We start from the raw sequence: 18734 nt of genomic DNA on the forward strand, positions 1-18734 counted from the left end.
CATCGAATCGTGACCGTGCCGAAGATCGGGTTCGCGTGCGCCTGGGACCGTCCGCCGCGGGGGACGTGGTCGCACACCCCGTGGAATCTTCGCGCGGCGCTGCGCGAGCGCACCGAGGTCGTCGACCTCGGGCTGGAGTGGTCGCTCCCGGTGCGGTCGGCGTTGCGGGGCCTCGGCGCGCACCGTTACGAGGGCCGCTGGGGGAGCCACTGGAAGCACCTTCCGCTGACCATGGCGCTGGCCGGGGTGAAACTCCGGGCCGCCGAACGCCGCCTCCGTCCCGACGTCGTCCTGCAGATCGGCGACCTCGCCCGCACGGACACGCCGTTCCTGCTCTACCAGGATTCGAGCTTCGACATCCTGCTCGAACGCCTCGACAGCGAAAGCGGGCGGGCACTGCATTTCCCCGGCCTCGACCTCGCCGCGCTGCACCGGCTGCGGGACCGGCAGCACCGGATCTACCGGGAGGCCGCGGGATTGTTGACGATGAGCCAATGGCTGGCCGAGCACGTGGTGCGGGTGTCCGGGGCGGATCCGGACAAGGTCCACGTGGTCCCGCCCGCCGCCAACGGCCTTCCGGACGGTCCGGTGGAACGGCATCGCGACGGGCCGCGACGGCGATTGCTGTTCGTGGGAAAGGATTTTTCCACCAAAGCGGGCGATCTGGTCGTCGAGGCTTTTTCGGTGCTGCGCAAGGAATCCGATCCCGGGCTGACGCTCACCATCGCGGGTCCCAAGGAATGGCCGCTGCCCGGCGCGGTGCCCGACGGCGTCGAATTCCTCGGCCGGGTTCCGGTGGAGCGGGTGCGAGAGCTTTACCTGACGCACGATCTGTTCGTGATGCCCAGCCGGTTCGAGGGGTACGGGATCGCCTTGGTGGAGGCGCTCGCCCACGGGCTGCCGTGCGTGGCCCGGCGGGATTGCGCGATGCCGGAAATCGTTCGCCCGGGGGAGAACGGCGACCTGATCGACTCGGACGGCCCCGCGGAACTGGCGGCGGTGATCGCCGGGCTGCTCGCCGACGACGGGGTCTACGAACGCGTGCTGGCCGCGGTCCCGAAGGTGATCGAACAGCATTCGTGGAGCCGGGTCGCCGACGACGTACTGCGCGTCGCCGCGACGGTGCGCTAGTCCTTCTCGACCGCGTCGGACGGCACCCAGCGCCCGCCCGCCGCTTCGATCTCCGGAAGCCGCCGCCGTACTTCGGGCAGCAGGTCGGGGAGGAAGAGCAGGACCGCGTCCGGACGCGCGTCGACCAGTTCATCGGGGGAGATGATCGGGATTCCGCTGGAGGGCATTCGCCTGCCCTGCTTGGCTTCCGACGCGTCCGCGATGGCGGGGAGAAGTTCGCGGGTGACGCCCGCCCGGCAGAGTTGCGCGACCGCACGCGACGCGGCGCCGTAACCGAGCACGCGGTTGCCTGCTGCCCGCTGCTTCTCCAGCCAGACGGCGATCGAATCCGAGCTGCGCACGGCGGCTTCCTGTAGCCCAGCAACGATTTCCGTTGTGGTGACTCCGAAATCTGACTCCTCGCTGACGAGGGACCGCACCGAATCGTCCGGGGTTCCTTCGCGGGTGGCAGCGACGAGAATCGTCCCGCCGTAGAGGTCGAAGCGAAACGCCGTGCGCGCAACGAGCCCCACGGCGCTGAGCATTTCGACCAGCACAGGCATCGAGTAATACGCGTAGTGGCCGTGCCGCAACGCGCTCCACTGTCCTTCGCGCAGGATCGCGGCCAAGGTGTGAAACTGCAGCAACAGCACGCCGTCGCCAGCCAATCCGGCGACGCGCTCGCGCAAGGCGGCCCGTTGATCGGATTCGTGCATGAGCCCGAAACAGTCCACGAGCACGTCGGCCGTCCCCGCGGAGACCGGGGTGAGCCCGCGTTCCTCCAGCAGGGAAAGCCACGATCCACCGTGTGGGCTGCCGTATTCGCGGACCGTGCCGCTGGCGGGCAACAGCACGGCGGCACGACCGACCGCGTCCGCCGCCTGTTCGACGAGCGCGGCCGGTTCGACGCCGCGGGGTTCGTCCGGATCGGTCTCGTCCTCGGCGAGCTGAGCGAGTCCGCACGCCGCGCACAACCACATGCGGAGCGGGAAAACGACGTCCGGCCCCGGGTCGCCGAGCGCGGGGAAATGGTCGGCGGGCGGCTGGGCGCCGAGATCGAGCACGACGGAACCGTCCGCCGATCGGCACCAGCGGCAGCGTGGCGAGGTCACCGCGAGAGTCCTTCCGGGGGGAGACTGGAGGCATGAGAGTCGAACCGTGCGACCTTGCCGGAGTTCTGCTGTTCGTCCCCGAACCGCACCACGACGATCGCGGGCTGTTCACGCGGACGTTCGACACCGAGATCGCCGCCGAGCACGGCCTGAACGCCGCGGCGTTCCAGCAGGATTCCCAATCGCGGTCGCGGCTGGGCGTCCTGCGGGGCATGCACGGCCGGTCCGGGCGCGGCGAAGCGAAGCTGGTGCGGTGCGCGCGCGGCGCGGTGCACGACGTTCTCGTGGACATCCGGCCGGGCTCCGCGACCTTCGGCAGGCAGCAGGCGTTCCGGCTCGACGACGTCGAGTTCGCGCACCTGTACATCCCGCCGGGTTTCCTCCACGGGTTCCAGGTGCTCACCGAGTACGCCGACGTCTGCTACCGGATCGACCGCCCGCACGATCCGGCCGAGGACCTCGCGGTGCGCTACGACGATCCGGACCTGGCGATCGACTGGCCGCTGCCGGTTTCGGTGCTCAGCGCGCGCGACGCGGCCGCCGGCACGTGGGCCGACCTGGCCGCGCGCCTCGGCGAGTGACGTCACCGGGCTTGCGGCCGCAGGTCCGCGCCCAGCGTGCCGTCCGCCCGGCGGACCGAGAGGTGGGCGAGCCGGGTGAACCGCTGTTCGAAATCGGACCGGGTGAGCTGGTGCCGCCGGTAGGCGTCCGCGAGTTCGCGGGCTCCGGCGGGCACCGACCAGGCGCACGCGAACTCCAGCAGCGCGGCGCGGATCCGGCTGAAGTCCACCCGGTACGACCGCGGATCGGCCCCGGCCTCGCCGGTGATCTGCAGTTCGGCGCCCGGCACGGCTTCCACGACGGCCTCGGCGATCTCGGAAACCCGCAGGTTGTTGTCCTCGGTGCCGACGTTGAACGCCTTCGCGTGAACCGCGTCCCGGGGAGCGGTCAGCGCCGCGGCGAACGCGGTGGCGATGTCCTGGGCGTGCACCAGCGGACGCCAAGGGGTGCCGTCCGACAGCACCTTCACCGTGTTGGTCAGGATCGCGTGGCCGACCAGGTTGTTGAGCACGATGTCCGCGCGCAACCGCGGTGAGAAGCCGAAAGCGGTGGCGTTGCGCAGGAACACCGGGCTGAAGTCGTTGTCGGCGAGACCGACTAGATCGTCCTCCACCCGCACCTTCGACTCGGCGTACGGCGTCACCGGCCGCAGCGGCGCGTCCTCGTTCACCAGGCCGTCGTTTCCACTGGCCCCGTAGACCGAACACGTTGAGGCGTAAAGGAATCGGCGCACCCCGGCGTCCTTGGCCAGCTGGGCCAGCCGGGTCGAGGCGCGGTGGTTGATCGCGTAGGTGATCTCCGGGTCCAGCGCGCCGAGCGGGTCGTTGGACAGCGCGGCGAGGTGGATCACCGCGTCGAAGCCCGCGACGTGCTCGGGCCGGACGTCGCGCAGGTCGACCGACACGGCCTTGGGGTCGGTGACCTCCGGACCGAGCACGCAGGTCGAGTACAGGCCCGAATCAAGGCCGACGACGTCGTGTCCCGCCGCGGCGAGCACGGGCGCCATGACCGTGCCGAGGTAGCCGAGATGTCCGGTCAGGAGTACGCGCACGGGTCTTCCTCATTTCCTCAGTTCGCGGAGCGAGCCGCCGCGATCGTCAATTTCGGCGTGTGGAAGGCCTCCGCGTAGCGCTGCTGGCACTGCACGCCGCGCACGCGGGCGAGGCCGGAGAACGCTTCGTGGTCGAACCAGCCTCTCCCGTGCTGCGACGGGTAGTGCGTGGCGAGCAGATCGCTCTTCTCCCGGACCGTTTCCTCGCTCAGCGGGAAGAACACCGAGGGCTGCGCGAGATCGGATTCCCACTTCAGGATTTCGTAGCCGAGGACGAGGTGGTTCCGGAAGACGGTCGGCACGAGTTTCGCCAGTCCGCGGTGGTCTTGGTGCGCGTCGTGCGGGGCCGGCGCGAAGACCAGGTCCGGTTCGCATTGTTTCCGCACCTCTTCGAGCGCTTCCTTGGCCAGCTCCCATTGCGCGGGGAACCGTCCGTCGCGGAGGTCGAGCACCGTCACGGCGAGATCTGCTTTGGGACAGAAAGCCGCGAGCGCGGAACGTTCCTCGCTTTCTCGTGGCGTACCGGCACCCGACAGCACGAGCGCGGTCACTCGGGTGCCCGGGTTCGCCCGGCACAGTTCCAGCAGGCTTCCCCCGGCGCCGATCGCGATGTCGTCGCAGTGCGCGCCCAGCACCGCGATTTCCGAACAGGACTCGGGGACGAGCGGCCGCATCAGCGGCCCGCCCGCGCGGTTTCCCAGAGCATCCAGGGCCGGTCCCCGTGCGCGTACGCGGTGTTGAGGGACAGCCGTTCCTTGACCGTGTCGGTCGGTTTCCAGAACCCGCGGTACGGGTAGCCGAGCAGCTTGCCCGCTTTCGCCAGCTGGACGCACCCGTCGGCGACGAGGTCGCCGTTCTCCGGGATGTGGTCGAAAATCTCTTGGCGCAGAACGAAATACCCGCCGTTGGACCACAGCGGCATGTCGCTCACCGGCGTGATCCCGCCGACGCGGCCGTCCGGGGCGAGGTCGACGCAGTGGAACGTCGATTCCGGCGGGACGACCATCATCGAGGCGCCCGCGTCGGTGGCCGCGAAACGCGTGATCATGTCGTCGAGCGGGGCGTTGGTCAGCACGTCCGCGTAGTTGGCGAGGAACATTTCCTCGCCGTCCACGTAGTCGCGCACCCGGCGCAGCCGTTCGCCGATGGGGGATTCGATGCCGGTCTGCACGAAGGAGATCGACCAGTCGCTGATGTCGGTCGACAGCAGTTCGACCTGGCCGTCGCGCAGCACGAAGTCGTTGGACTCGGTCTCGCGGTAGTCGAGGAAGAAGTTCTTGATGTGGTGCGCGCCGTAGCCGAGGCACAGCACGAATTCGGTGTGCCCGAAGTGCGCGTAGTAGCGCATCACGTGCCAGATCAGCGGCCGGGGACCGACCGCGGCCATCGGCTTCGGCAGGTCGTCGTCGTTGCCGCTGCGCATCCGCATGCCGTAGCCGCCGCAGAACAGGACTACCTTCACTTCACGTCACCTCGACGATTTCCAGGCGCGGAATCGGGAAGACGAGCTTGCCGCCCCACGCGCCGACGTAGGAAAGCTGCTCGGTCAGTTCGTCCCGCAGGTTCCAGGGCAGGACGAGCACGTAGTCCGGCCGGTCGGCGGCGATCCGGTCCGGCTCCACGACCGGGACCCGGGTGCCCGGCGTGAACCGGCCGTGCTTGTAGGGATTGCGGTCCACCGTGTAGGCCAGCAGGTCCGGCCGGATGCCGCAGTGGTTGAGCAGGGTGTTGCCCTTGCCGGGCGCGCCGTACCCGACGGTCGTTTTCCCGGCTTTCCGGGCGGCGAGGAGAAATTCGAGCAATTCGAGCCGGACGCGGGTGACCCGGTCGGCGAATTCGGTGTACCCGGACAATTCGTGCAACCCGGCGGCCTTCTCGCGCGCCAGTACGTCGATCATCCGCGCGCTCGGCTCTCCGGCAACTTCCGCGGGCTGGGCCCAGAGCCGGATCGACCCGCCGTGCGTCGGCAGGAGTTCGACGTCGACGAGGGTCAGCCCGCCGGTCGCCAGCGCCTGCCGGGCGGATTCGACGGTGTAGTACTGGAAATGCTCGTGGTAAATCGTGTCGTACTGGTTCTTTTCGATCAGCGTGAGCAGGTGCTGCACCTCGATCGACACCCAGCCGTCGTCCGCGACGAGCGCGCGCAGCCCGTGGGTGAACCCGCGGATGTCCGGGATGTGGGCGTAGACGTTGTTCGCCACGACCAGGTCGGCCGGACCATGCTCGGCACGCACCTGCTTGCCGGTTTCTTCAGAGAGGAACGCCGTGTGCGTCGGCACCCCGGCCTCGCGCGCGGCTTGCCCGACGTTCACCGAAGGTTCCACGCCGAGACAACGGATTCCGCGCTCGACGACGTGCTTCAGCAGGTATCCGTCGTTGCTGGCGACCTCGACGACGAAAGACCGGTCGGTCAGTCCGAGCCGCTCGACGGCGGCGTCAGTGAACCGTTTCGCGTGCTCGACCCACGAGGTGGAAAAAGACGAGAAATACGCGTAATCGGTGAACGTGTCGGCCGGATCGAGCAGCGGCGGGAGCTGCGCGAGCCAGCATTCCGTGCACACTTCGAGATGCAGCGGGAAAGTCGGTTCGGGTTCGGCCAGCTGCGCGGCGGTCAGGAACCGTTCGCACGGCGGGGTCGCGCCGAGGTCGACCACGCTGGCGGTTCTTTCCGAACCACAGAGTCGACATGTGGTCATGTACCAGGCTCCTCCGGTCGCGAACGCGATCTGCGTAGGGCAGGTCGATCCGCGCCCGGCCGCCGTTACAAGGGGTCGGGAGGCGCGCCGGAGTCGATTCGGAACCGAGACCATGCCCGCGGCGGAATGCCGCGAGCTGCTGCGCCGAACGGAGGGCGGACCAGTGCCGGGTGACCCTCCGTTCGGCGGCGGATCACAGCTTTTCCGCGGCCGGGATCACCTCGGTGGCGAACCGTTCGAGCACCGCCGGGTCCGGCACGCCGTGCGCCCAGCCGGTCGCGACGGTGAACCCGAGTTCCGACAGCCGGCCGAGTTCATCCAGCAGCTGCCCGGTTTTCTCGCCGTTTTCACCGGTGTCGAGCCGCAGCGAAGCGGTCTTCGTGATCTCGGAGTAGTCGCGGCCGACGTCCGCGCAGTGCTGCTGCAGGACTTCCAGTTTGCGCGGAAGGTCCGCGTTGGGCAGCAAATTGCAGATGTCGCCGTACTGCGCGACGAACCGCAGCGTCTTCTTCTCGCCGCTGCCCCCGATCAGGATCGGCGGATGCGGACGCTGGATCGGCTGCGGGCTGTTGAGCAACCGCTCGCCGCTGACGTGCGTGCCGGTAAAGGGCTCGTCGCCCTCGGCCCACATCTGGTGGACGTACCGCAGCGCGTCCTCCAGCTGCTCGAACCGCTCCTTCATCGGCGGGAACCGGAACCCGAGCGCGCGGGACTCCTCCTCGTTCCACCCCGCGCCGATGCCGAGGATCGCCCGCCCGCCGGACAGCACGTCGAGCGTCGTCGCCGCCTTCGCGAGCAGCCCGGGGTGCCGGTAAATGACGCCGGTGACGAGCGTGAGCAGCTTGACGCGCTCAGTGTGCGCGGCGAGGAAGCCGAGCGTGGTCCACGCTTCCAGCATTTCGTGCTCGGGCGGCCCGTAGCTGGAAATCTGGAAGAAATGGTCCATCACCGACAGATATTCGAACCCCGCCTCGTCCGCGGTCCGCGCCACCCGCGCCAGGTCCGCGCCGAGCGCCGCCGGCCCGTTCGGCCAGGTCTGCTGAGCCAGGTGCAACCCGAGTTTCATGCCAACTCCTTAACCGCCGGAATGATGTCTTGCGCGAAAATCTCGATCCTTCTGCGGTCGACGCCGCCGGGGAGCGGCCCGATCACGGCCTGCACCCCGAGCCGGTGCAGTCTTTCGGCCTCGGCGAGAAATTCGCCGGTTTTCTCCCCGGTCGGCCCGATGTCCAGATAGTGGTAGACGGTTTTGGTGATCTCGCCGTAGTCACGGCCCTCGGTTTCGCAGTGCCGCTTGAGCACGTCGAGCTTGCGTTCGAGATCCGGGCCGTTGCCGATGTTGCAGAAGTCGCCGTACTTCGCGACGAGCCGAAGCGTCTTCTTCTCGCCGCTGGCCCCCGACTCTGCTTGATTGCCCCGGCTTCGCCGGGGTGCCGCGATCTCGGTTGTGGTTCCGAAGTGGACGGAAACGGAAACCCGAGCCCGCGGGCCTCTTCCTCGTTCCACCCCGCCCCGATGCCGAGCATGGCCCGTCCGCCGGACAGCACGTCGAGAGTGCTGACCGCCTTCGCGAGCAGGCCGGGATGCCGGTAAATCGCGCCAGTGACGTAGGTGAACAGTTTCGCGCGCCGGGTGTGTGCGGCAAAGTAGCCGAGCGTCGTATAGGCCTCAAGCATCGGACGATCACTCGGGCCGACGCTGGGAATCTGGAAGAAATGGTCCATCACCGCGAGATAAGCGAACCCGGCGTCGTCGGCCGCCCGTGCCGCTTCGGCCAGTTCCGTGCCGAGCGCGGCCGCCCCTCCCGGCAGCGTGAAGTCGGGGACCTGGAGACCGAGTTCCATACCCGACACCGTATACCTGGAGTAACTTCATGCGAGCAGTCAGAAATCGCGCACGACGTTGATCGTGCCGTGCAGCGGATCGGTCACGTACACCGTGCGCGTGCGCTGATCCACCGCCACGTCGCCCGGGTTCACCCCGAGGCTCAGCTCTCCGGCGAGGGTTCCGGTCCGTCCGTCCACACGAGACAGACCATTTTGCCCGCCGTTGGTGTACACGACATCGGTGCCCTGATGCACCGCGAGCGAGGACGCCTCGCTGCCCAGCAGCACCGTCTTGACCTGGGCCCGCGCCGCTCCGTCCACAATAGACAGATGGTGGATCGCCGAATTGGCCACGAACACCGCGCCGCTCGGTTCGTGCACGCCGATCCCAGTCGGGGAAGCCCCCACCGGAACGCTGGCGGTGAACGATCCCGAGTCGAGGTCGCAGATTTCGACCGAGTTCGTGGTCGGGCTCGTGCAGTAAGCGCGCCGCCGGCCGCGGTCGAGGGCGATTCCGGCGAGGCCCGGTTTCGGCGCGGGCAGCAGGTCCTGCTGGGTGAGGCTGATGCTGTCGAGCACCGCGAACGTGCCGGTCTTGCCGCTCACCGCGTACACGAGGTTGGCCTGCGGATCGATCGCGAGCGCCGACGCGCCCGCCCCCGCGCTGACGACGCTCAGCAACCGATGCGTCTGGCCGTCGAAGGCGAGCACCGTGCCGCCGGGCGGGTTGGCGACGTAGATCCGCTCGGTGTCCACCGCCACATCGCTCGGCTGCCCGCCTACCGCGAGCGCGGACACGACGCGCCCCGCGTCCGGATCGAGGACGAGAACCATGCCGGACGCCTGGTCGGCCGCGTAGACGAGCCCGGTGACCGGACTCACGGCCAGTGCCGAAATCGTCCCGCCGACCTGCACGCTGGTGACCCGCCCGGCCGCCGTCGCGGTACTGCCGAGCAATGCCGCCGCACCCGCGCTGACCAGGCCGAACAGTCCTCGCCGGGAGAACTGGGAACCGCGCATCGCTCACCTGCCCCGGTCGGTTGGGTTGCCCGCCGACCCTAACTCGGACAAGGATCGGGCGAAGGAACTTCGGGTCCCCCGATCGCGTTGTTTCCAGTGAGTAACCCACCTTGCGGCACCTGCCAGAGCGGACGGAGGCGAGCGCGCGTGCACAAGCACCACAACGGGCTGAAGACGGCGATGCTGCTCGGTCTGCTCTCGGCGATCATCATCGGGATCAGCGGATTGTTCGGCCGCGGGGCGCTGGTGATCGGCCTGATCGTGGCGCTCGGGATGAACGCCTACGCCTACTTCAACTCCGAGAAAATGGCCCTGCGCGCGATGCACGCGCGGCCGGTGTCGGAGGTCGAGCAGCCCGCGATGTACCGGATCGTGCGAGAGCTGGCGACGTCCGCGCGGCAGCCGATGCCGTCGCTGTACGTGAGCCCGACCGCGGCGCCCAACGCCTTCGCGACCGGGCGCAATCCGCAGCACGCGGCGGTGTGCTGCACCACGGGAATCCTGGAGCTGCTCGACGAGCGCGAGCTGCGCGCGGTGCTCGGGCACGAGCTGTCCCACGTCTACAACCGGGACATCCTGATCTCTTGTGTCGCCGGTGCGCTGGCGAGCGTGGTCAGCGTGCTGGCGAACATCGCGTTCTTCTTCGGCGGGAACGACCGCGAGGGCAACCCGTTCATGTCGCTGCTGCTGGTCTTGATCGGGCCGATCGCGGCGGGCGTGGTGAAGATGGCGGTGAGCCGGTCGCGGGAGTACCAGGCGGATGCTTCCGGGGCGGAGCTGACCGGGGATCCGCTGGCGTTGGCTTCGGCGTTGCGGAAGCTGGAGATGGGGACCCGGGCCGCTCCGTTGGCTCCCGAGCCGGCGGTGGTGTCGCAGTCGCATTTGATGATCGCGAACCCGTTCCGGCCCGGGGCTGGGTTGAGCCGGATGTTCTCGACGCATCCGCCGATCGAGGATCGGATTCGGCGGCTTGAGGAGATGGCTCGGGGGCGGTGAGGCCTCTGGGTGTTCCTGGGCGGCTCGTCGCCTGGCGGCGACGTTGCGCCTCGGTGGTGAGGCTGGGCACCCCGATTTTTTAGTGTGACTACGGCGCTGGGGTGCTTGTCAAGGCGGGAAAGATGCCTTGACAAGCACCCCAGCGCCGTGTTTTGGCTTCGTATCGGGGGCGGGGGAGGTGTGGGTGCCTGGGTGGGTGTTATTCCCACTCTGCTGTTGCTGGGTTTACGCCGTGGGCGATTGCGTTGGCGAAGATCACGTCTCGCAGCCAGGTGGCCAGGCCGGGGGCCAATCCGTCGTAGTACTCGCTGTATCCGGTTTCTTCTACGAATCGGCGGCCCAGGCAGACCTGCATCGAATGAGTGCAGTCGAAGTACTTGGAAAGGGTGGCTCGGTGGCGCTCCGCGAGGGTGTTCGCCTCGGGGGTTCCTGGCTCGACTCCGGCTCGCCGTGCTGCGGCCAGGTCGGCGTGGAGCGTTTCGTGCTCGGCCGCGGCCTGTTGCCAGTCTTGCGGAGTCAGGTCGGTGGTCCGCTCGCGGTATTCCGCCCACTGCTTGGTGTCGCCCCAGCGCTCGGCGGCCTCGTCGATCCACTCCGGATTCCAGTCGGACCCGAAGATCTCGACCTGCTCCTCCGCCGTCAGCTGCATCCCGCCGCGGGTGGCCGCCGCCATCCGGTCCACCGCGGACACCATGTGCTCCAACCGCGCGATGCGTTCGCGCAGCTCGCGCCGCTGGCGGGTCAGATGGGTGTGCGCGTCCACCGACGGGTCGTCCAGAAGGCGGCCGATCTCCGACAGGGGGAAGCCCAGCTCCCGGTAGACGAGCACCCGATGCAACCGCGTGATGTCCTCGGCGGAGTACACGCGGTAGCCGGCGCTGGTGCGCCCGCTCGGGCGCACCAGGCCGACCGCGTCCCAGTGATGCAGTGTTTTGACGCTCACGCCGACCAGCGTCGCCGTGCGTCCGACAGTGAGGCCGTCTTGCTCGGGCACGACCTCAGTGTCGCAGTTCACGACCGGGGGACGTCGATCCCCACGGCGCGCATCCGCTCCGCGACGGGACCGTCCGGGTCGATCGGCACCGCCGCGGTCATCACGACGTTCGTGCCCTCCGGCGTGACGACCGTCAGCTCCCGAGAGTTCCACGGCATCAGCTCCGGCCCGGTCGTGCAGCCCGGCGCGATCTCCTCGCACCGCTTGGCGATCTCGTCGAGTTCGCTGAGCACACAGGAAAAACTGATGCTGACCTCGCTCGGGGCCGCCGGGGTTCCCGGCTTGAGCAGCACGTCCTGAAACGCCCAGCGACGCAGGTGCACGAGCTGGCCGGGGAGGGTGAAAAGGTTGTCGAAGCCGAGCCCGCGAAGCCAGAAGTCGGTGGAGGCGTCGAGGTCGGCAGTGGGCACGTTGGGAAACATCGGCATCCCGTAGAAGCCGAGGTAGTTGCCCGGAGACACCGCGTCGTAGGCGGGAGTCGGAACCGGGCCGCGAAATTCGTTCATGCGCACCAGCGTGGAGCCTCCTGTCGCAGGAGGGTCAAGCCCGAGCGCGTTCCAGGCTCAGACGACGCCGTCCTGCGCCGGATAGTCCATGACGAACACCCCGCCGCTGGCGTAATTGGCGACGTCGGCGGACACCTTCTGCCCCTGCGGAGACGACCTAGCCGCGGACAGCGTCGCAGCGTCCGGGAAGTCGGCCTCGAACACCGCGAAGTACGGAGTCTGCCCCGGCGCCGCGGTGATGTCGAAGCTGTAGCGGTATGCGAGCAGGCCAGGCATCTGCGCGACCAGCGGAAGATGGGTGCTCACGTAGTAGTCGCGAAAGTGCTCGGGATCGTCGGGCTTGGGGTACAGAACTACCAGCTTGTGCATGCGAACCTCCGTCCAGCGGAGAGCGACGGTAGCACTCGGCGGCCCGTGGGGAGGCGGTATTTACGACGAACGCCCCGGCAGTGGACAGCCGGGGCGTTGGTCTGTGGGTGGCAGGTGAGGGATTCGAACCCCCGAAGGCTGAGCCGTCTGATTTACAGTCAGATCCCTTTGGCCGCTTGGGTAACCTGCCATGGCCGGGCGAACCGGCCGGGAAGAAGGATACCCAACGGTCCGGACGGCCGGTCAACCGGGATCCCCCGGCGCTACGCTGGGGGTCCCTGACGAGCTGAGACAAGGTGTGAGGACACGTGGCGGATCCCTCTTTCGACGTGGTGAGCAAGGTCGACCGCCAGGAGGTGGACAACGCGCTCAACCAGGCCAGCAAGGAACTGGGCACGCGGTTCGACTTCCGCGGCACCGGAACCGGCATCAGCTGGTCCGGCGAGGAAGCCATCGCGATCGAGTCGGAGACCGAAGAGCGCGCCCTCGCGGCGGTGGAGGTCTTCAAGGAGAAGCTGATCAAGCGGAACATCTCGCTGAAGGCCTTCGAGGCGGGCGAGCCCGCGATCTCCGGCAAGATTTACAAGATCAGCGGCAAGATCCTGCAGGGCATCGCGTCGGACAAGGCGAAGCAGATCGCGAAGTTCATCCGGGACGAGGGCCCGAAGGGCGTGCAGGCCCAGATCCAGGGCGACCAGCTGCGGGTGTCGGGCAAGAAGAAGGACCAGCTGCAGGAGGTGATCTCGTTGCTGAAGGGCAAGGACTTCGAGATCGCTCTGCAGTTCACCAACTACCGGTGAGCCGCCGGCGCTGCGGATGCCCCGGCGTCCGCAGCGCCTAGAAGGCCGTGAAGGTCCAATCCGCCTTGTACGTCTCCACCGCCACATACGTGGGCCCGGTGAGCGGAAACTCCCCGGTCGTCTCCCCGATGTGGTTCACCGCCAGATGCGGGTAGCCGTCGGCAAGGACCCAGACGCCATTCGAGCCCTTCGAACCCGTGTAGAACTTCCCCCACACCAGGCCCGGCGGCACTGCCAGCACCGCGTCGCCGTGGCCGTTGTACGGCTTTCCCGGTTCGACGACCGGCACGCCGCGGTGGTCGGTGATCGTCGCGGTCCACGAGCCCTTTGCCTCGATCGTCAGCGTGTGCACCGATTTGCCGCCGGGGGAGACGTTGAACCAGGCCGTTCCGTGGTAGGCGTCGGCGTCGTTGACCAGCAGGCCTTCCGTTCCGTCGGTCGTCACGGCGACGTTTCCGGTGCACTTCGGACAGTCGAAGGCGAGGAATCCCGCGACTCCGGACGGCCACGTCAACGGCACGGTCGCGTTGTTCTTGCCCTGGTGCGTTTCCGTCGGGTTCTCGGCGAGGCGCGGCTTCTCCGGCCGCGGCGGCGGAGGCTGCACCGGGACGGGGGCGCGGCCTGGTTCGTCTTCCGGGTACCGGATCGCTCCGATGCCGGTCGGCTGCAGTGCGCACGACGCGGTGAGCGCCACCGCCGCGCAGACTGCGGCCAGGCGAATGCGGCGCATGGTTCCCCCTAGCGTGCCCCGACGGGGCCTCCGGATGATCTTTCGTCACGCTCCGCCCGGTCGTTACGCGGCGGGTGTCCCTGAACAGCCCAGCGGCCCGCTCGAAGGGGTGGATTCACGCGGGTGACCAGGCGAAATCGATGGTGTCGGGGCGAACACGTGGTGTAATCGCGAGTCCGGTCGTGAGAGGAGTTTCTGGATGCGCCGCTGGACTCCCGTGCTTGCCTTCCTCACCTCGCTGGCGGTCCTCGTGACCGCGCTGACGCCCGTCGCGGAAGCCGCCGAGAAGAAGCTGCTCGTGCCCGGCTTCGGCTCGTACCCCCGGCTGATCCGGCTCGAGCACTCGCCGTTCGGGCGCGGGAACATCATCGCGTCGCTGACCAGCGAGGACGGCGACGGCCGGTTCGCGCCGATCCTCGAGAGCACCGACGAGGGCGCGAGCTTCCACCAGATCGGCGTGATCCGCGACCCCGACGCCAGGTTCGGCCAGTGCTGCGGAACCCTGTACGAACTCCCGCAGCGCGTCGGCCGGATGCGGGCGGGCACGCTGCTGTGGGCGGCGACCTACCGCCAGGACTCGGGCCCGGAGCGCCGGATGGGGATCAAGGTGTGGGCCAGCCGCGACGGCGGGCACAACTGGCGCTATCTGTCCGAGGCCGCGCTTTCGCACAACCACGACGGCATCTGGGAACCGGAGTTCACTGTGGACGCCGGCGGCACGCTCTGGCTGCACTACGCCGACGAGACGCAAGCGCCGAAGTACGGCCAGGTGCTCAACCGCGTCGCCTCGACCGACGGGATCACCTGGGGCACCAAGCAGCTCACGATGGCCATCGGGCCGTCCCGGGTGCGTCCGGGCATGCCGAACATCCGCAGGCTGCCCGACGGCCGGTACTGGTTCGGCTACGAGATCTGCAACTACCGCGAACGCTACTGCGACCCGTATTACAAAATCTCCGCCGACGGCGCGAACTGGGGCGATCCGGCCGATCCGGGCACGCGCGTCAACACCGCGAGCGGCAACTACTTCCAGCACGCCCAGACGACCAGCCTCTTCCCCGGCGGCCCGAACGGCGTGCGGCTGGTGATGGTCGGCCAGATCTACACGACCGCCGACGGCGACCCGGTGTCCGGGAACGGGCAGACGCTGCTGGCCAACGACGACTTCGGCGCCGGGAACTGGTACGAACTCCCCGCGCCGGTACACATCAGCGGCATCTACAACAACTACTGCCCCAACTATTCGTCCACGGTGCTGCCGGTCGACGGCGGGAAGAACGTGCTGGAGATCGCCACCGAGTACGCGAACGGCTGCCAGGCCTTTTTCGGCAAGGGCCCGGCCTTCTGAGAGTCGAGGGAAGCGCCAGACGGCCTCCGCGCTCACTCGGTACGGTGAACCCCACCACCGCACGTGAGGAGGGGCTGTGAAGGGCATCGTGCTCGCCGGGGGCAGCGGAACCCGTCTGCATCCGATCACGCAGGCCGTGTCGAAGCAGCTGCTGCCGGTCTACGACAAACCGATGATCTACTACCCGATCTCGGTGCTCATGCTGGCCGGGATCCGGGAGATCCTGATCATCTCGACGCCCGCCGACCTGCCGAACTTCCGCCGCCTGCTCGGCGACGGCAGCCAGTTCGGCCTGTCCTTGTCCTTCGCGGAACAGCCGAGCCCGAACGGTCTCGCCGAGGCGTTCGTGATCGGCGCGGACTTCGTCGGCGACGATTCGGTCGCGCTGGTCCTCGGCGACAACATCTTCTACGGCCAAGGCTTCTCCACGACCCTGCGCACCGCGGCGACCGACCTCGACGGCTGCGTCCTGTTCGGCTACCAGGTGAAAGACCCGGAGCGGTACGGCGTCGGCGAGATCGACGAGAACGGCAACCTGCTGTCCATTGAGGAAAAGCCGAAGAAACCGCGGTCGAACAACGCGATCACCGGTTTGTACTTCTACGACAACGAGGTCGTCGACATCTCCCGCAACCTGAAGCCCTCCGCGCGCGGCGAGCTGGAGATCACCGACGTCAACCTCTCCTACCTGCGCCGCGACCGCGCGAAGCTGATCGAACTGAGCCGCGGTTTCGCCTGGCTCGACACCGGCACGCACGATTCGCTGCTGGAGGCCGGCCAGTTCGTGCAGGTGCTGGAACACCGGACCGGGGTGCGGATCGCGTGTTTGGAAGAGGTCGCGCTGAAAATGGGCTTCATCAGCGCGGACGAATGCCATGCGCTGGGCACGAAACTGGCTAAATCGGGATACGGCGAATACGTGATGAACGTGGCCTTGCTCGCGGGTGCGCGGGGCTGATTCTCTTTCGGAGGAGAGTCGTGAGCTACGACCTGGGCCGAGGATCCCGAAGAATCCCCGTGGAACGCGGCAACCATTATGTCCAAATAGGACAGGGCAAGTTCGCGGCGGCTCCGCGGCGGGAGTTCGACTTCTCCTGACGTGCCGTGAAGGGCTCCTTGAGGGAATCAGATTCCTTCAAGGAGCCCTTCACGGACCTACGGTCAAGCCGCCTGCGGAACCTCCGACGAAGCAGGCGTCAGAGCCAACTCCAACACCTCCCGCACGTTAGCCACCGCGTGCACCTCCAGCTGCGACAACACCTCAGCAGGCACGTCGTCCAGATCCGGCTCGTTCCGCTGCGGGATGATCACCGTCTTCATCCCCGCCCGGTGCGCGGCCAGCAGCTTCTGCTTCACTCCGCCAATAGGCAGCACCCGCCCGGTCAGCGAAACCTCTCCGGTCATCGCCACATCAGCCCGGACAACCCGCCCGGACAGGAGCGAAGCCAGCGCGGTCGTCATCGTGATACCCGCGGACGGACCGTCCTTCGGCACCGCACCAGCCGGGACGTGGACGTGGATTCCCCGCTCACGCAGGTCTCCCACCGGCAGTTCCAGCTCCGCACCGTGCGAGCGCAGGTACGACAGCGCGATCTGCACCGACTCCTTCATCACGTCACCCAGCTGCCCGGTCAGCTGCAGGCCCGAAGCCCCGCTTTCCGGATCGGCCAGCGACGCCTCGATGTACAGCACGTCGCCGCCCGCGCCGGTGACCGCCAGACCCGTTGCCACGCCGGGCAAAGACGTCCGCTGGGTCGCCGTCGGCAGCGACGATTCCGGCACGTGCCGCGGGCGGCCGAGGTAGGTCTCCAGGTCCGCCGCCGACACCGAAAGCGGCAGCGAGACCGAACCCAAAGCCACCTTCGTCGCGATCTTCCGCAGCACCTTCGCGATCGTCCGGTTCGCGTCGCGCACCCCGGCCTCGCGGGTGTACTCCGCGGCGATCCGGCTGAACGCGTCGTCGGTCAGCACCACGTCGCCGGACGCCAGACCGGCCCGCTCGAGTTCGCGGGGGAGCAGGTGATCCCGCGCGATGGTGACCTTCTCGTGCTCCGTGTAACCGTCCAGCGTCACCAGTTCCATCCGGTCCAGCAGCGGGCCGGGAATGGTCTCCAGCGCGTTGGCCGTGGCCAGGAAGACCACATCGGACAGATCCAGTTCCACCTCGAGGTAGTGGTCGCGGAACGTGTGGTTCTGTTCCGGGTCCAGCACTTCGAGCAGCGCGGCCGTCGGGTCGCCGCGGTAGTCGGCTCCGACCTTGTCGATCTCGTCGAGCAGCACGACCGGGTTCATCGAACCGGCTTCCTTGATGGCCCGCACGATCCGGCCCGGCAACGCGCCGACGTACATGCGCCGGTGGCCGCGAATTTCGGCCTCGTCGCGGATGCCTCCCAGCGCGACGCGCACGAACTTGCGTCCCATCGCCTTCGCGACCGACTCGCCGAGCGACGTCTTGCCGACCCCCGGAGGACCGGCGAGCGCCAAAACAGCACCAGACCGCCGTCCGCCGACCGGGCCGAGACCCGATTCCGCGCGCCGCTTCCGCACGGCCAAGTACTCGATGATCCGTTCCTTGACGTCGTCCAGGCCCGCGTGGTCCGCGTCGAGCACGGCGCGCGCGGCGGCGATGTCGTAGACGTCCTCGGTCCGCTCATTCCACGGCAGCTCCAGCACCGTGTCGAGCCAGGTCCGGATCCAGCCGCCCTCCGGCGACTGCTCGGACGTCCGCTCCAGCTTGTCGACCTCGGCCAGCGCGGCCTTGCGCACCTCGTCCGGCAGGTCGGCGGCTTCCACGCGGGCGCGGTAGTCGTCGTCGGCCGCGGTGCCGTCGAGCTCGCCCAGCTCCTTGCGGATCGCTTCGAGCTGGCGGCGCAGCAGGAATTCCTTCTGCTGCTTCTCCATCCCGTCCGCGACGTCCTTGCGAATGGTCTCGGTGACCTCCAGTTCGGCCAGGTACTCCCGGCTCCACTCGAGGGCCTTCTCCAGCCGGACGCTGACGTCGAGCGCGCTCAGCAGCTCCAGCTTCTGGTCGGTGGACAGGTACGGCGCGTTGCCGGCCAGGTCGGCGATCGCGGAGGGCTCCTCGACCTGCTGGACGGCGTCGATCATCTGCCAGCCGCCGCGCTGCTGCAGCACGGAGATGACCACGGCCTTGTACTCCGCGGCGAGCTGCGCGGTGCGGTCGTCGGAAGTCTCGTCGGAAGTCTCGTCAGCGGCGTCGGCGTGCACCCAGCGGGCCGCGCCGGGTCCGTCGGCGATCCGGCCGACAACGGCGCGCGCGGTGCCGCGCAGCAGCACGGCGGACTTGCCGCCGGGGACGCGGCCGATCCGTTCGACGGTCGCGACGGTGCCCAGTTCGGCGTACTCGCCGTGCACGCGCGGGACGATCAGGACCTCGGCCTTGCTCGCCGCGCCCGAACGGATCCCGGGGAAGGAAGGGGTCTTGGCCTGTGCGGACTCCACTGCGGCCCGGGTCTCTGCGTCGCCGAGGTCGAGCGGGACCACCATGCCCGGCAGCACGACGTCGTCATCGAGCGGGAGGACGGGCAGGAGGCGGGGGTCGGACATGTGCACTCCTCGAATAGTTGAGTCTGAGGTGCTCAACTCTCCGAAGGG

Annotated in this window: 19 protein-coding genes, 1 tRNA gene and 1 pseudogene; 6 read left to right on the plus strand and 15 right to left on the minus strand. The window is 68.3% G+C overall.

Translation table 11 applies throughout. From position 1 onward, the window contains the following. Window positions 1–9: 9 nt before the first annotated feature. The gene (locus CU254_RS44775) at window positions 10–1131 is read left to right on the plus strand and encodes a glycosyltransferase family 4 protein (RefSeq protein WP_037712227.1); all 1122 of its coding nucleotides are present in this window, start codon (window positions 10–12) and stop codon (window positions 1129–1131) included. Here CU254_RS44775 and CU254_RS01565 read toward each other — a convergent pair. Then, a complete protein-coding gene (locus CU254_RS01565; protein ID WP_009072144.1) occupies window positions 1128–2222 on the minus strand; it encodes a methyltransferase C-terminal domain-containing protein in 1095 nt (364 codons plus the stop codon). The genes CU254_RS44775 and CU254_RS01565 overlap by 4 nt on opposite strands. A gap of 32 nt (window positions 2223–2254) precedes the next feature. Between CU254_RS01565 and CU254_RS01570 the strand changes: the two genes are divergently transcribed. After that, window positions 2255–2803: a dTDP-4-dehydrorhamnose 3,5-epimerase family protein gene (locus tag CU254_RS01570; protein WP_009072147.1), complete on the plus strand. Its 549-nt coding sequence runs from the start codon at window positions 2255–2257 to the stop codon at window positions 2801–2803. Between the two features lie 2 nt (window positions 2804–2805). On the opposite strand, the gene CU254_RS01575 is transcribed toward CU254_RS01570, so the two are convergent. From CU254_RS01575 to CU254_RS01605, 8 genes and pseudogenes are all read right to left on the minus strand, one after another. Then, a complete protein-coding gene (locus CU254_RS01575; protein WP_009072149.1) occupies window positions 2806–3834 on the minus strand; it encodes an NAD(P)-dependent oxidoreductase in 1029 nt (342 codons plus the stop codon). A 17-nt stretch (window positions 3835–3851) separates the two neighbouring features. Then, the gene (locus tag CU254_RS01580; protein WP_009072151.1) at window positions 3852–4508 is read right to left on the minus strand and encodes a PIG-L deacetylase family protein; all 657 of its coding nucleotides are present in this window, start codon (window positions 4506–4508) and stop codon (window positions 3852–3854) included. Further along, complete coding sequence (locus CU254_RS01585) at window positions 4508–5296, minus strand: glucose-1-phosphate cytidylyltransferase (protein ID WP_009072153.1); 789 nt, start codon at window positions 5294–5296, stop codon at window positions 4508–4510. Before CU254_RS01585 ends, CU254_RS01580 begins: the two co-directional genes overlap by 1 nt. Window position 5297: 1 nt before the next feature. Then, window positions 5298–6530 (minus strand): class I SAM-dependent methyltransferase, encoded by a 1233-nt coding sequence (locus CU254_RS01590; RefSeq protein WP_009072154.1) that lies wholly within the window; start codon window positions 6528–6530, stop codon window positions 5298–5300. 193 nt (window positions 6531–6723) lie between these two features. Next, window positions 6724–7596 (minus strand): LLM class F420-dependent oxidoreductase, encoded by an 873-nt coding sequence (locus CU254_RS01595; protein ID WP_009072157.1) that lies wholly within the window; start codon window positions 7594–7596, stop codon window positions 6724–6726. Then, the gene (locus CU254_RS44870) at window positions 7593–8036 is read right to left on the minus strand and encodes a hypothetical protein (RefSeq protein WP_286156925.1); all 444 of its coding nucleotides are present in this window, start codon (window positions 8034–8036) and stop codon (window positions 7593–7595) included. Before CU254_RS44870 ends, CU254_RS01595 begins: the two co-directional genes overlap by 4 nt. Window positions 8037–8053: 17 nt before the next feature. Beyond that, window positions 8054–8374 (minus strand): annotated as a pseudogene (locus CU254_RS44875) (LLM class flavin-dependent oxidoreductase); the annotation flags it as partial. A gap of 39 nt (window positions 8375–8413) precedes the next feature. After that, window positions 8414–9376: a YncE family protein gene (locus tag CU254_RS01605; protein ID WP_009072161.1), complete on the minus strand. Its 963-nt coding sequence runs from the start codon at window positions 9374–9376 to the stop codon at window positions 8414–8416. Window positions 9377–9523: 147 nt separating this feature from the next. Between CU254_RS01605 and htpX the strand changes: the two genes are divergently transcribed. Continuing rightward, a complete protein-coding gene (gene htpX / locus CU254_RS01610) occupies window positions 9524–10372 on the plus strand; it encodes a zinc metalloprotease HtpX (protein WP_009072163.1) in 849 nt (282 codons plus the stop codon). 199 nt (window positions 10373–10571) lie between these two features. On the opposite strand, the gene CU254_RS01615 is transcribed toward htpX, so the two are convergent. From CU254_RS01615 to CU254_RS01630, 4 genes are all read right to left on the minus strand, one after another. Continuing rightward, entirely contained in the window at window positions 10572–11366 is a 795-nt protein-coding gene (locus CU254_RS01615; protein ID WP_009072165.1) for a MerR family transcriptional regulator, read from the minus strand. 17 nt (window positions 11367–11383) lie between these two features. Further along, window positions 11384–11872 (minus strand): glycosyl transferase, encoded by a 489-nt coding sequence (locus CU254_RS01620; protein ID WP_037712232.1) that lies wholly within the window; start codon window positions 11870–11872, stop codon window positions 11384–11386. A 57-nt stretch (window positions 11873–11929) separates the two neighbouring features. Beyond that, entirely contained in the window at window positions 11930–12241 is a 312-nt protein-coding gene (locus CU254_RS01625) for an EthD family reductase (protein ID WP_009072170.1), read from the minus strand. Between the two features lie 108 nt (window positions 12242–12349). Further along, window positions 12350–12431: transfer RNA gene (locus CU254_RS01630), tRNA-Tyr, on the minus strand. 118 nt (window positions 12432–12549) lie between these two features. Between CU254_RS01630 and CU254_RS01635 the strand changes: the two genes are divergently transcribed. Continuing rightward, window positions 12550–13041 carry a YajQ family cyclic di-GMP-binding protein gene (locus CU254_RS01635; protein ID WP_009072171.1) on the plus strand — a complete coding sequence of 164 codons (492 nt, stop codon included), beginning with the start codon at window positions 12550–12552 and terminating at the stop codon, window positions 13039–13041. A 37-nt stretch (window positions 13042–13078) separates the two neighbouring features. Here the strand turns inward: CU254_RS01635 and CU254_RS01640 are convergent, their stop codons facing one another. Beyond that, window positions 13079–13771: a hypothetical protein gene (locus tag CU254_RS01640; RefSeq protein ID WP_009072173.1), complete on the minus strand. Its 693-nt coding sequence runs from the start codon at window positions 13769–13771 to the stop codon at window positions 13079–13081. A gap of 199 nt (window positions 13772–13970) precedes the next feature. Between CU254_RS01640 and CU254_RS01645 the strand changes: the two genes are divergently transcribed. Both CU254_RS01645 and rfbA read left to right on the plus strand, forming a co-directional pair. After that, window positions 13971–15119: a hypothetical protein gene (locus CU254_RS01645; protein ID WP_009072175.1), complete on the plus strand. Its 1149-nt coding sequence runs from the start codon at window positions 13971–13973 to the stop codon at window positions 15117–15119. Window positions 15120–15195: 76 nt separating this feature from the next. After that, the gene (gene rfbA / locus CU254_RS01650) at window positions 15196–16077 is read left to right on the plus strand and encodes a glucose-1-phosphate thymidylyltransferase RfbA (protein WP_009072176.1); all 882 of its coding nucleotides are present in this window, start codon (window positions 15196–15198) and stop codon (window positions 16075–16077) included. A 203-nt stretch (window positions 16078–16280) separates the two neighbouring features. On the opposite strand, the gene lon is transcribed toward rfbA, so the two are convergent. Beyond that, on the minus strand, window positions 16281–18686 hold the full coding sequence (gene lon / locus CU254_RS01655) for an endopeptidase La (RefSeq protein ID WP_037712234.1): 2406 nt from the start codon (window positions 18684–18686) through the stop codon (window positions 16281–16283). Window positions 18687–18734: the final 48 nt, after the last annotated feature.

The organism is Amycolatopsis sp. AA4 (assembly GCF_002796545.1).
GTDB lineage: Bacteria > Actinomycetota > Actinomycetes > Mycobacteriales > Pseudonocardiaceae > Amycolatopsis.

Coding starts and splice junctions, on each gene's coding strand:
- CU254_RS01570 (WP_009072147.1), top strand. CDS start 2,255: ATGAGAGTCGAACCGTGCGACCTTGCCGGAGTTCTGCTGTTCGTCCCC.
- CU254_RS01580 (WP_009072151.1), bottom strand. CDS start 4,508: ATGCGGCCGCTCGTCCCCGAGTCCTGTTCGGAAATCGCGGTGCTGGGC.
- CU254_RS01590 (WP_009072154.1), bottom strand. CDS start 6,530: ATGACCACATGTCGACTCTGTGGTTCGGAAAGAACCGCCAGCGTGGTC.
- CU254_RS01595 (WP_009072157.1), bottom strand. CDS start 7,596: ATGAAACTCGGGTTGCACCTGGCTCAGCAGACCTGGCCGAACGGGCCG.
- CU254_RS01605 (WP_009072161.1), bottom strand. CDS start 9,376: ATGCGCGGTTCCCAGTTCTCCCGGCGAGGACTGTTCGGCCTGGTCAGC.
- CU254_RS01620 (WP_037712232.1), bottom strand. CDS start 11,872: ATGAACGAATTTCGCGGCCCGGTTCCGACTCCCGCCTACGACGCGGTG.
- CU254_RS01625 (WP_009072170.1), bottom strand. CDS start 12,241: ATGCACAAGCTGGTAGTTCTGTACCCCAAGCCCGACGATCCCGAGCAC.
- CU254_RS01640 (WP_009072173.1), bottom strand. CDS start 13,771: ATGCGCCGCATTCGCCTGGCCGCAGTCTGCGCGGCGGTGGCGCTCACC.
- CU254_RS01645 (WP_009072175.1), top strand. CDS start 13,971: ATGCGCCGCTGGACTCCCGTGCTTGCCTTCCTCACCTCGCTGGCGGTC.
- lon (WP_037712234.1), bottom strand. CDS start 18,686: ATGTCCGACCCCCGCCTCCTGCCCGTCCTCCCGCTCGATGACGACGTC.